Raw genomic sequence first — 12463 nt, 5'->3', positions numbered from 1 at the left:
TGGTAGATGCGTGTATCGACCAAGAAACATGCGCTACCAGGAGCTTCGTTGTGCTTTCTTACCCCTCGGTGATCCCGGTGTCCACCCAGACACTGCGCGAGCTGACCCGGATCATCCGTACCCACCGCCGCGCGATCGGCTCACGCTGGCGCAGGCTGTCCCCGCAGCGCCAAGCCCTGCTCACCCTGGCCCACCTGCGCAACGGCGACACCTACCACCGCCTCGCCGCCGGGTTCGGCATCGCAGTGGCCACCGTGTGCCGCTACCTGCACGAAACCATCACCCTGCTCGCCCACCAGGCTCCCACCCTGACCGACGCCCTCCGACGGCTGGCCCGCACCCGGCACAACTACACCATCATCGACGGCACCGTCGTCCGCATCGACCGCGTTGCCGCGAACAAGCCCTTCTTCTCGGGTAAACACCGCTACCACGGCATCAACTTCCAGGCCCTCACCGATCCTGATGGCCAGCTGCTGTGGCTCTCGCCCGGGCTGCCCGGCGCGATCAACGACACCGCCGCCGCCCGCCACCACCGCATCTGCGAGCAGGTCCGCCAGGCCGGGCTGCGGCTGCTGGCCGATGGCGGCTACGACCAGGTCGCCCCCGGGGTGATCACCCCGTACCGCAACCGCCGCAACCGCCACCAGCCCAAACGTGAACTAGGGCCCGCCTACAAAGCCGCCAACAACGCCCTGGCCAGGGTGCGCAGCCGCGGCGAACGCGGATTCGCCACCCTCAAAAACTGGCGCGTCCTCACCCGAGCCCGCTGCAGCACCCACCGCGTCACCACACTCGCCCACGCCATCCTCACCCTCGAACACCTCCCCAACTAACCAAGATGGAAAAGGCTCAGTGCATCGTGCATTCCTGCGCGAACGCGGTTCACGTTTGTAGGAACATGGACGCTCTCGTGTCCGAGGTCGGAATCGTGCACCAAGCATACGTTTCCACCTTATCGACTACGCGTAGCGCGGTTGATTCGCTCGTTAGCGTAGGTCGTTCTACCAAAGAGGCGGCCTCGGCGTAGGCGTGTCGTGACCGAGATAGGCCGATTTGGTGAACGAGTCAGCGATGAAACTACCTGTGATATCGGAAACGGCAATGAGTGCTCTCGAGGCGGCCACTCGTGTCAGACCGGTGACGTTCGACTGGTGACACACGATACGGTGAGTTGCCGACGGCACGCGCTGTGGGGACTGGGGAGGTATCGGGTGACCGCTGAGACGGACGAGGTTCAGCAGGCAATCAGTGAACTGCTGCGCGCGGTCCGCGCGGAGATCGACGCGACGATCGGTGCGGAGACCGGGTTCGACAAGGTGGCGTTGACCGATGGTCGGGTGACGGGCGGCGACGGCGTGCAGTTCGAATACTCGTTCACCACCCGCGGTTGGAAGGAGTCGTTCGCCGAAAAGCCGCTGCTGGTGCGGCCCCGGACGGGCGCCGCCTGGGAGTCAGCGGAACTGGTCGCAGTGGCTCAGGCTCGGCTGCGGCTGCGTACGCCAACTTCGCTGGGCATGAAAGCCGAGCTCCGCGAGGACGACACGGCTGGGCTGGTCGTGCTCGCGGAACAACTTGAGCAGGCCGCCGCCGGATCCACCGGATTGAACTTGACCACAGCCGGATGGCTGCTCGGCCGGAACATCCCAGCCGCTGCGCCGTGCTCAGAGCCGGAGCGGTACGTGCACGACTGGCGGAGCCTGCAGCTGAATGACCGGCAGCGTGCCGCCGTCGTCGGCGCACTCGGTAGCGAACTGGCGTTCGTCTGGGGCCCGCCCGGCACTGGCAAAACCGAAGTCGTCGGTCACATCGTGGAGGGCAGCTACCGACAGGGGCATCGGGTGTTGTTCCTCGCACCGACCAAGGTCGCTGTCGACCAGGCCATGGAACGGCTGTGCACGCTACTCAATGCCGAGAGCGGATTCGCCGACGGGCTCGTCCAGCGGCTCGGCGACATCGCGGTCAGTTCTCTCAAGGATAAGTACAGCAAACAGATTGAACCGGACAAGATCGTGGCGCGTTTGAGCGCTGCCCTGTCCGACGAAATATCCGTGTTGCGTCCTCGTCTCGCAGTTGCCGACGAGCAATTGGCGCTTCACGTCGAATATGCCGAACTCGCTCAGAACTTCGAGCAGCTGCGGGCCAGTGCCGCGCAGTGCGCACAGAACGCCGCTGCAGCGGCGGCACGAGCCGACTCAGCCGTTCGGATAGCGAACCTCCTGCGCAACGAGCTCACCGAAATCGGTGTACCGTCCGGTATGTTCGCCAGCCGGAGGGCACGGAGACGCGACGAACTCCTGTATCAACTACAGGCTGCTGATCGGGATGCAGCCGACTCCTGGGGGCAGCGCCAGTTCGCCACCGCCGAACAGCAACGCCTCACAGCGCAAGCGGAAGCCGTGTCGCTCAAATGTAGCGGGCTCCGGCCACAACTGTCTGGGATCGCACCCGCCGAACGACTCGCCGCCACAGCTGCGAGTCTTCGGGAACGTCTCGAGGTGTTGCAGGAGGAACTCCGTACCATCGAGGAAATGGTGCGCAGGAACTGCCGGGTCATGGGCACGACGGTGGCCAAAGCGGTGCAGTCGCGATCCCTGATCAACAAGTTCGACACCGTCGTCATCGACGAAGCAGGCATGGTCAATCTCCCTTCTGCGTGGTACGCGGCAGCTTTGGCGGCGAAGCGGGTGGTCGTGGCGGGCGATTTTCGACAGCTGCCTGCGGTCACCCGGGCATCCAGCGACCGCAAGGCCACCCAGGAGGTGAAGGCGCACTCCGAGCGCTGGATGGATCGGGACGCTTTCCACGCGGCTGGTATGGTCGACGACCGCGGGCGGGTCCGGCCCCGTGACTGCCTGGTCAGACTGAACACCCAGTATCGCATGCGTCCGGCGATCTGCGCGGTCGTGAACACCATCGCTTACCCCGATGCACCCCTGGTCACAGGTCGGGGGGACGCCAGTCGGCTGCCCCCGTCGCCGTTGCTGGGGGCTCCCTTGATCCTGGTCGACACCGCCTCCCGCCGCACGGCCGCTCGAGGTGGCTCAGTCGGCCACAAGGTCAACCCCGTGCACGAAGCCGTGATCCACGAACTTGTCCGCGGCCTTCAGTACGACGGCGTGTTGCCTGTGCGTAAACAAGACGATCATCCGCCCGAAGTCCACCCGTCCAATCGAATGGCGGTCATCACTCCCTACCGCGACCAGGTCAGGGCGCTGCAGGGCAGCCTCGCCTACCGGTTCGGTGTTGATTACGACGGCGTCGTAGACACCGTACACCGCTTCCAGGGTAGCCAGCGGCCCCTGGTGGTGATCGACACCGTCGCTGGCGCCGGGGACAAAGTCGGATTCTTCTACGAGGGCGTGGGCTTGTCCTCCGCGACATCTCGACTGCTCAACGTGGCCGTGAGCCGCGCGCAAGACCACCTCGTCGTGGTCGCGGACGTTGACTTCCTGAGCCGGACCCTCAAGCCCCACGGCGAAGCCGCCCGCTTGGTCGACTACTTGCAGAAGTATGCACACCGGCTCGACGTCGGTGATCTCGTGCCGTTCCGCGCGGCGGATGACCTCGCCAGCCTCGGTCCCGACGAACTGAGCCGGCCGGCCTTCTTCCCCGCCGACGAAGTGCCGCGCGCCGTCGCTTGGGACATCGACCACGCGCGGCGCAGCATCGACATCTACTGCGCGTTCCTCGACCCCGCTCCGGTCGAGCGCTGGCTCTCGCGACTGAAACCTCGCATTGACGACGGCTTGCGCGTAACCATCCACACGCGACCATCCCAGCGAACCAAATCCGAGCGGCTGATCGCCGTGCTCGACGCGGCAGGTTGCATCGTGGTCCAGCGTGAACGCATGCACGAGAAGGTCGTGATCATCGACGATGAGGTGCTTTGGCACGGGTCACTCAACCTGTTGGCCGGGACCGGGCTCACCGACCTGATGATGCGCATCACCGATCCCGGAGCCTGCGAACGGGTGCGCCGCATCGTCGAACGTGCTCGACCTGACCGCCCGGCCAGTCCCACTCGTCCTGGGAGGCAACGCACGCCTCAGCAGAGGGACACCGGCGCCGCCCGGTTGTACCTGAACGTGCCGTACGAGGAGAAGGAGGCGGCCAAGAAGTCCGCAAAAGCCCGTTGGGATCCCACGGTCAAATGCTGGTACGTGGCAGCGGACACGCCCCGTCACCTCGTCGAACGCTGGCTGTGAGCTTCCACAAATCAGATGCACGGCTGGGCGGTTGACGCCAGACAAAATGACCGCACCACGCGGATGTACAAAGACCTGTGCTGCATCTAGGAGCTGTTTGGGGTTCGGATCATGTGGGTCGGGTTAGGTGCTTCAGCCACAGGGGTTGCTCCTCGTGGATGCAACCCGGCCTCGTAGCTTTGCGGTGTCTTGTCTTAGCGGGTGGCCAGGCCGCGCCATGTCTTAACCTTCTGGGAGCAGCGTTCGACGGTGTTGCGACGTTGGCTTTTCGGCTGTGTCAGTTCCGGCTGAATACTGACCCTCTGGTTCCGGGTGAACCTTGACCCACCCGTGAACGATCATGAGGTGTTGAACGTGGAGGACTGGGCGGAGATCCGCCGGTTGCATCGCGCCGAGGGGATGACAATCCGGGCCATTGCCCGGCGGCTGGGGATCGCGCGGAACACGGTGCGGCGGGCGCTGGAAGCGCATGAGCCACCACGCTATGAGCGGCCGGCGAAGGGCTCGATCGTCGACGCGGTGGAGCCGCAGATCCGGGCGTTGCTGGCCGAGTTCCCGGAGATGCCCTCGACGGTGATCATGGAACGGGTCGGCTGGGAACGCGGAAAGACGGTGTTCTTCGAACGGGTCCAGCAGCTGCGGCCGCTGTTCAAGCCCGTGGATCCGGCGTCGCGGACGGAGTACCAGCCGGGCGAGCTGGCCCAGCGCGACCTGTGGTTCCCGCCGGCCGACGTCCCGCTCGGGTTCGGCCAGACCGGTCGTCCGGCGGGGTTGGTGCTGGTCAGTGGCTATTCGCGGATGATCACCGCGGTGATGCTGCCGTCGCGGCAGTCACCGGATCTGCTGGCCGGGCACTGGCACCTGCTCTCGGGCTGGGGACGTGTCCCGAGGGCGTGGTCTGGGACAACGAGTCCGCGATCGGGCAGTGGCGGGGCGGGAAGCCGCAGCTCACGGAGGCGATGAACGCCTTCCGCGGAACGCTCGGGATCAAGGTGATCCAGTGCCGGCCCGGTGACCCGGAAGCGAAGGGCCTGGTCGAGCGGGTCCACGGCTATCTGGAGACCTCGTTCCTGCCCGGCCGTTCGTTCACCAGCTCCGGCGATTCAACGCCCAGCTCACGGGCTGGCTCGAGCGGGCCAACCAGCGCCGGCATCGCCGGCTGGGCTGCCGTCCGGTCGATCGCTGGGCCGCGGATCGCACCGCGATGCTTGCGTTGCCGCCGGTCGCTCCGGTGACCGGCTGGCGATCGAGCAGCCGGCTGCCGCGGGATCACTACCTGCGGCTGGATTCGAACGACTACTCGGTCCATCCCAACGTCGGTCGTCGTGTCCACCTCGCCGCCGGTCTCGACGAGGTGGTGGTGACCTGCGAGGACGTCGAGGTCGCCCGGCATGCCCGTTGCTGGGCCGATCACCAGAGCATCACTGACCCGGTTCACGCGGCCGCGGCTGCGGAGATGCGCCAGGCGCGCCGGCTGGTCGCGGTTCCGAAGGTCGACACCAGCGTCGAGCACCGGGCCCTGACTGACTACGACCGCTTGTTCGGCCTGGACGGTGCTGAGGAAGGGATCGCTTGATGGCCACCGCGAAAACCACCGCCAAGACCAGCGGCCGCAACGTCGCCGGCGAGCTCGCCTACCTCACCCGCGCCCTGAAAGCCCCCTCGCTGGGCCAGGCCGTCGAGCGCCTCGCCGAACGGGCCAGGGCGGAGAACTGGACGCACGAGGAGTTCCTCGCCGCCTGTCTGCAACGCGAAGTCGCCGCCCGGGAGTCCCATGGCGGGGAGGGCCGGATCCGCTCGGCACGGTTCCCGTCACGGAAGTCGCTGGAGGAGTTCGACTTCGACCATCAACGCTCGCTCAAACGCGACACCATCACCCACCTCGGCACCCTCGACTTCAACACCGCCAAGGAAAACGTGGTGTTCCTCGGCCCACCCGGAACCGGGAAGACGCACCTGTCGATCGGGCTGGGGATGCGAGCCTGCCAGGCCGGGCACCGGGTCGCCTTCGCCACCGCCGCCGAGTGGGTCTCGCGCCTGGCCGACGCTCACCACGCCGGGAAACTGCAGGCCGAGCTAGTCAAGCTCGGGCGGATCCCGCTGATCATCGTCGATGAGGTCGGCTACATCCCGTTCGAAGCCGAAGCGGCGAACCTGTTCTTCCAGCTCGTCTCCTCGCGCTATGAGCGGGCCAGCTTGGTCGTCACCAGCAACAAGCCGTTCGGGCGCTGGGGCGAGGTCTTCGGCGACGACGTCGTCGCCGCGGCCATGATCGACCGCCTCGTCCACCACGCCGAGGTCATCTCGATGAAGGGAGACAGCTACCGCCTCAAAGACCGAGACCTCGGCCGGGTCCCACCAGCCACCAAAACCAACGACTAACAGCCAAACCAGGGTGGGTCACAGTTCACCCGGAACAGCCGGGTCCAGTTTCGACCGGAGTTGAAAGGCTAGCCGATCTCCGTCGGAGCGCTGAAGGAAACGACTCGCTTCGTCGTCTCGAAACCTTGATCGGGATACCGCCGGGAGCCCGTACTTGCGAGACTGTCGGTGCCCGCCGGGATGCTGTGGTGGTGTACAAGCACTTGGATCCGGGGCCCGCCCCTCCCGCGTCGTCTCCAGCGACCGCGCGTGTGATGCGTCGAACTCGCAGGTCTGGTGGCAGGCCAGAACTCGCGATGCGTAGGGCACTGCACAGGCGTGGCTTGCGCTTCGTTGCGGACCGGGCTGTCCCGGGCGGCAATCCGCGCCGACGGGTGGACATCCTGCTGCGCGGTGCCCGAGTCGCGATTTTCGTGGATGGCTGCTTCTGGCACTCGTGCCCGCAGCACGCACACCTCCCGCGGGCGAACAGGAGCTGGTGGCGGTTGAAGCTGCGCGGCATTGCCCTGCGTGACCGCGACACAGACGCTCGGCTGCAGGAAGCGGGCTGGCTTGTCATCAGAGTCTGGGAGCACGAGGACCCTGCGGAGGCAGCCAGCATGATCGAGAGAATCGCGCTCGATCGGCAAGACCGACGATCTGGGTAGCCGAGAGGCGGTGGCACTCAACCGAGCGCAGGGCCCGGACAATCCAATGCTTGACAGCTGCCGACCTGGGTAGAGCCGACTGCGTCCGCTCTGTGTATCGGTAGGGAGTTGAATCCCCAGAGTGTCCGAGGGGGGACTTGAACCCCCACGCCCGTTAAGGGCACTAGCACCTCAAGCTAGCGCGTCTGCCATTCCGCCACTCGGACTTGCTGGGGAACAGATTACTCGATCCGCCAACCGCCGTTAACCGGGGGGCTGGTTCGCCCGCCGATGGGCTGGTGGCAAGATCATCCGGCTCGGCGGGTGGTAGAAACGCGGGGTGACCGAACCGAGCCTGATCGATACAGCCGCCGACGAAGCCGTGACGCTGACCAGCGAACTCCTCCGGATCGACAGTACGAACACCGGGGACCCCGACACCCTGGTCGGCGAGCGCGAGGCCGCGGAGTACGTGGCCGAGAAGCTGACCGAGGTCGGCTACGAGATCGAGTACGTCGAGTCGGGCGGGAAGAACCGGCACAACGTGATCACCCGGCTCGCCGGCGCCGACCCCGGCCGCGGGGCGCTGCTGATCCACGGCCACCTCGACGTCGTCCCCGCCGACGCGTCCGAGTGGTCCGTGCACCCCTTCTCCGGCGCCATCCAGGACGACTACGTCTGGGGCCGCGGTGCGGTCGACATGAAGGACATGGTCGGCATGACGCTGGCGCTGGCCCGCCACTACAAGCGCAACGGCATCGTCCCGCCCCGCGACCTGATCTTCGCCTTCGTCGCCGACGAGGAGGCCGGCGGCAAGTTCGGCGCCCAGTGGCTGGTCGATCACCGCCCCGAGCTGTTCGAGGGCGCCACCGAGGCGATCAGCGAGGTCGGCGGCTTCTCCATCACCCTCAAGGACAACGTCCGCGCCTACCTCATCGAGACCGCCGAGAAGGGCATCCGCTGGATGAAGCTGCGTGTCCGCGGCACCGCGGGCCACGGCTCCATGATCCACCGCGACAACGCCGTCACCAAGCTCTCCGAGGCCGTCGCGCGCCTGGGCAACCACCGGTTCCCGCTGGTCATGAGCCCGTCGGTCCGCGAGTTCCTGGACGGGGTCACCGAGATCACCGGCTGGGACTTCCCCGACGACGACATCGAGGGCGCCGTCGCCAAGCTGGGCAACATCTCACGCATGATCGGCGCTACGCTCCGTGACACCGCGAACCCGACCATGCTCACCGCGGGCTACAAGTCGAACGTGATCCCGTCGGTGGCCGAGGCCGCGGTCGACTGCCGCATCCTGCCCGGCCGCATCGAGGCGTTCAACCGCGAGCTGGACGAGATCCTCGGGCCGGACATCGAGAAGGAGTGGATGGAACTCCCGCCGGTCGAGACCACCTTCGACGGCGCGCTGGTCGACGCGATGACCGCCGCGGTGCTCGCCGAGGACCCGGGCGCGCGGACCCTGCCGTACATGCTCTCCGGCGGCACCGACGCGAAGGCATTCCAGCAGCTGGGCATCCGCAACTTCGGCTTCGCACCGCTGCAGCTGCCCGCCGACCTGGACTTCTCGGCGCTGTTCCACGGCGTTGACGAGCGCGTGCCGGTGGACGCCCTCAAGTTCGGCACCCGCGTCCTGGACCGCTTCCTGCGCGCCTCCTGACCAGCACCGGCACCGTGGACGAAGTGACCGAGCTGGTCGAGCGGGTCTGGCGGGCGGACGCGGGCGGCATGCTCGGTGCGCTCAGCCGCCGGCTCGGGAACTTCGACCGGGCCGAAGAGGCGCTGGCGGAGGCGGTGGCCGAGGCGCTCAAGCGCTGGTCAACCGAGGGCGTGCCGGACAACCCGGCCGGGTGGCTGGTGACCACGGGCTGGCGCAAGGCGCTGGACCGGCTGCGCCGCGACGCGGTCGGCCGGGAGAAGCTGGCCAGGGTGGCCGCCGAACCACCGCCGGAGCCCGGGGTGGACGACCGCCTGGCCATGGTTTTCGCGTGCTGTCATCCGGACCTCGCGGAACCGGCGCGCGTCGCGCTCACCTTGTACGCGGCGGGCGGGCTGACCACGGCCGAGATCGCCGCCGCGTTCCTGGTGCCGGTGCCGACGATGGCGCAGCGGCTGTCCAGGGCCAAGCGCCAGCTGCGGGAGCGTGGCATCGGGTTCGAGCCGCCGTGGCCGGACGAGTACGCGGACCGGCTGCCCGCCGTGCTCGCGGTGATCTACCTGGTGTTCAACGAGGGCTACCTGTCCAGCGGCCGGTCGGCCCAGCGGCGGGAACTGGCTCGCGAGGGGGTCGAGCTGGCCCGCCAGCTCGCCGCGCTGCTGCCTCGCGAGCCGGAGGTCGGGGGCCTGGCCGCGTTGCTCGAGTTGCACCACGCCCGCGCCGCCGCGCGGTTCGACTCGTGGGGCCGCATCGTGCTCCTCGAACAGCAGGACCGGCGGTTGTGGGACAGGCAGGCGATCGAACGCGCGGTGCTGCGGCTGAAGGAAGCCGTGTCGCTGGGGCAACCCGGGCCGTACCAGGCACGGGCGGGGATCGCCGCCCTGCACGCGCTGGCACCGTCCTATCAGGACACCAATTGGGCCGACGTGCGCGCGCTGTACGACCGCCTGTACCCGCTGGATCCGTCGCCGGTGGTGTTGCTGAACCGGGCGGTGGCGACGCGGTTCGCCGTCGGCCCGGCCCCGGCGCTCGCCGAGGTGGACGCGCTCGGCGAGCGGCTGGCCGGTTACCACCTGTGGCACGCCGCCCGTGCCGACCTGCTGACCACGCTCGACCGGCCGTCCGAGGCACTGGAGGCCGCGGAACGAGCCCTGGAACTGGCCACGAACCCGGCCGAACGTGAGCTGATGTCGCGCCGGGTGGGCGAGCTGAGGCGCCGGCGGTGAGACCGGCGCCCCAGCGCCGCCGTCACTCGCGGCTCAGCAGCGGGCGGACCTCCACCGCGCTCACGCCGGGCGCGAGCGGCCAGGTCGCCGCGACCTCGACGGCCTCGTCGATGGTGTCGCACTCCAGCACGATCACCGAGCCGACGACCTCCTTCAGCTCCAGGTACGGCCCGTCGGTGATCACCGGTTCACCGTTAGCGCCCGCGCGTACCGTCTTCGCCGTGTCGCGTGGCTGCAGCTCGATGCCCCCTTCGGCGACCTTGCCAGCCGGCTGCCAGCGCTCGAACCAGGCGAAAACCTGCTTCATCACCTCCTCCTCGGCGGCCGGGGACAAGGTGGCCCACTCGCGGTCGTCACCGCAGATCAGCATGGCGAACTTCATGGTCGCTCCTCAGCGTCGAAGGGATGGTTCGCCGGGGTGACGAACGGGCGGCATCGTCTCTCGACAGCTTCCCGCGGAATTTTCGCGGCCGCCTATCCGGGGAGCAGGTGCTGCTGTGCCCAGGCGGCCAGCGTGGTCGGGGTGGTGGTGAGCACGCTCCGGGGGTTCTCGGGGACAAACCCGCTGCTCAGCCCGGCGGACATGCCCGCGATGCCGTCCACCTGGGCTTCGGGCAGGCCCACGGAACGGAGCATCGACCGGAACTCGTCGGCGGCGATGTGTTCCGCCTTGATCTCGTGGCCGAGCACGTCGCCGAGGATGCGGGCGACCTGGGTGAAGGTCAGGTCTTCCGGCCCGTGCACGGCCTGCACTTCGACGCCCTGCCAGTTCGCGGCGAGCAGCTTCACCGCGGCGACCTCGGCGATGTCGCGCGGATCGACCCAGCCCATCGCGTAGTCGAGCGGCCACGGGGTGCGCAGCACGCCCGCCCGCAGCGACTCGGCCTCCATCAGCAGGTTGCTGAAGAAGTAGGCGCAGCGCAGGTGCGTCACGGCGGCGCCGGTGGCGTTCAGGTGCTCCTCGGTGCGGGCCAGGCCGTCGATCTCCCCCGCGCCGTGCCGTTTCTCCGCGCCGACGCTGCTCAGGAAAACGGTGTGCGCGATGTGGTTCGTCTTGACGGCGAGCGCGGCGTTCGCCCCCTGGCGGTCGTAACCCGCGGCGCCGTCGGAGGTTGGCGGATTCACCCAGAAGAGCGCATCGGCCCCGCGGGTAGCGCGGACGACGTAGTCGGCGTCGCCCTGGTCGCCCTCTTCGACATCGACCCGCGCGCGGGTCTCGGGGTCGAGCTTGCCCGCGTCGCGCAGGAGCAGGGTCGGCCGCACACCGGCCTGGAGCAGCAGGCGCACGACTCGGGAACCCACCTGGCCGGTGGGCGTGGTGACAACGATCTTCCGGTCTGAATTGGCGGTCATGCCCGGACGGTAGCCAGGGTTGTGGTCAGATACCGGCCACAACTGACATGAACTCAACGCCTTCGAACGCCGTTCGACGACTGCGCCTGCGGCCTCGGCTGCGGCGCCGGCTGGCACCGCGCCCTATACGGCCACCAGCTCTACACCGGCTCGTGCCTGCTGCCACCGGCGAGCCCGTGCCCGCGCTGTCGCTTCCTGGTCGCCCCCGCTTTCCCGCCGTGCCCCGCAGCCCAGCCCGCACGCGCTCCCTCCGGCGCTGTCTCCGCGCCCTCAAACTCCGGCCGTCCCGCCGCCGCGCCCGCCTCAACGGGCACGGCGATGCCCCGGCAGAGACCGGCCGGACACCGCCGGTGGGGGCGGACGCAATCCCGTCCGCCTCCACCGGCTCGAACACCGTACGTGGTGGTGATCGTCGATCTTGTTCAGCAGAGCGGCATTTCACTGGGCCGTTCCGGTAATTCGGGTTGAGCTGAGCTAGCCGACCCCGTCGTCCCGTTGCGCCGCGTCTCGGCGGACGGGATCCGCTCGTGGTTCGGAGCGGACAATCGGACGACTTCCTTCAGCGATTTGGCCAGCCACGGAGAGCTACTCCAAATCACCGGGGTGTGGACGAGTCTGCCGAACCAAGCCGCCGAGCTGGCCGCAGGAGAGGCGCGAAGTGCCCGGCGGGTGGGTGATCGGATCCGGCAGCAGCTCGCTCGGCCGGAGGACGGGGCCAAGTTGGTCGACGCGGTCGGCTTGACCACGATGCTCGCATACGCGGACGCGTCGGGCGAGTTCATGAACTACGACGAGGCGTTCGTCACCGAGGATCTCCTGGCCCTGTTCGACGACCACGGAGGGGTCGCGACCATGAACGTCCTGAGCCCCCGGGACGTGCTCGTGGAGTGATCACCAGACGGCTTGTGGGCCGAACCGGTCATCGCGGCGGCATGGTGGGTGTTCTCCACGTCACGCCGAGGTGGTTCCGCCTGGTGGTTGGCCGCCGAGAAGTCGGCCTCGATTGGG

The 12463-nt window shown here is 68.0% G+C and carries 9 protein-coding genes, 1 tRNA gene and 1 pseudogene; 8 read left to right on the top strand and 3 right to left on the bottom strand.

Going from position 1 to position 12463, the window contains the following annotated elements:
• Nucleotides 1-50: 50 nt before the first annotated feature.
• The 5 genes and pseudogenes from A4R43_RS09315 to A4R43_RS09295 all read left to right on the top strand — a co-directional run bounded on the left by A4R43_RS09315 (nt 51) and on the right by A4R43_RS09295 (nt 7237).
• On the top strand, nt 51-836 hold the full coding sequence (locus A4R43_RS09315; RefSeq protein WP_113691954.1) for a transposase family protein: 786 nt from the start codon (nt 51-53) through the stop codon (nt 834-836).
• Nucleotides 837-1214: 378 nt separating this feature from the next.
• Nucleotides 1215-4208, top strand: a complete 2994-nt coding sequence (locus A4R43_RS09310; protein ID WP_205215283.1) for an AAA domain-containing protein — start codon at nt 1215-1217, stop codon at nt 4206-4208.
• 345 nt (nt 4209-4553) lie between these two features.
• Nucleotides 4554-5784: pseudogene (gene istA / locus A4R43_RS09305) on the top strand (IS21 family transposase).
• A complete protein-coding gene (istB, locus tag A4R43_RS09300; RefSeq protein ID WP_113691953.1) occupies nt 5784-6590 on the top strand; it encodes an IS21-like element helper ATPase IstB in 807 nt (268 codons plus the stop codon). The pseudogene istA and the gene istB overlap by 1 nt, the downstream one beginning before the upstream one ends.
• A gap of 254 nt (nt 6591-6844) precedes the next feature.
• Nucleotides 6845-7237 carry a PDDEXK family nuclease gene (locus A4R43_RS09295; protein WP_113697454.1) on the top strand — a complete coding sequence of 131 codons (393 nt, stop codon included), beginning with the start codon at nt 6845-6847 and terminating at the stop codon, nt 7235-7237.
• Nucleotides 7238-7359: 122 nt separating this feature from the next.
• On the opposite strand, the gene A4R43_RS09290 is transcribed toward A4R43_RS09295, so the two are convergent.
• A tRNA-Leu gene (locus A4R43_RS09290) sits at nt 7360-7443 on the bottom strand.
• A gap of 113 nt (nt 7444-7556) precedes the next feature.
• Between A4R43_RS09290 and A4R43_RS09285 the strand changes: the two genes are divergently transcribed.
• Both A4R43_RS09285 and A4R43_RS09280 read left to right on the top strand, forming a co-directional pair.
• Nucleotides 7557-8879, top strand: a complete 1323-nt coding sequence (locus A4R43_RS09285; RefSeq protein ID WP_113691952.1) for a M20/M25/M40 family metallo-hydrolase — start codon at nt 7557-7559, stop codon at nt 8877-8879.
• Nucleotides 8880-8902: 23 nt separating this feature from the next.
• Entirely contained in the window at nt 8903-10102 is a 1200-nt protein-coding gene (locus A4R43_RS09280) for an RNA polymerase sigma factor (RefSeq protein WP_335645151.1), read from the top strand.
• Between the two features lie 22 nt (nt 10103-10124).
• On the opposite strand, the gene A4R43_RS09275 is transcribed toward A4R43_RS09280, so the two are convergent.
• Together A4R43_RS09275 and A4R43_RS09270 are read right to left on the bottom strand one after the other, a co-directional pair.
• Nucleotides 10125-10484, bottom strand: coding sequence for a YciI family protein (locus A4R43_RS09275; RefSeq protein ID WP_113691950.1), 360 nt, complete (start codon nt 10482-10484; stop codon nt 10125-10127).
• 92 nt (nt 10485-10576) lie between these two features.
• Nucleotides 10577-11455, bottom strand: a complete 879-nt coding sequence (locus A4R43_RS09270; protein WP_113691949.1) for an NmrA family NAD(P)-binding protein — start codon at nt 11453-11455, stop codon at nt 10577-10579.
• Nucleotides 11456-12124: 669 nt separating this feature from the next.
• On the opposite strand from A4R43_RS09270, the gene A4R43_RS09265 reads away from it, so the two are divergent.
• Entirely contained in the window at nt 12125-12346 is a 222-nt protein-coding gene (locus A4R43_RS09265) for a hypothetical protein (protein ID WP_113691948.1), read from the top strand.
• The last annotated feature ends 117 nt before the right edge of the window (nt 12347-12463 follow it).

Source organism: Amycolatopsis albispora (genome assembly GCF_003312875.1).
Taxonomy (GTDB): Bacteria; Actinomycetota; Actinomycetes; order Mycobacteriales; family Pseudonocardiaceae; genus Amycolatopsis; species Amycolatopsis albispora.
Note: the sequence above shows the minus strand (reverse complement) of the source record. Positions and strands in the feature narration are given on the sequence as shown.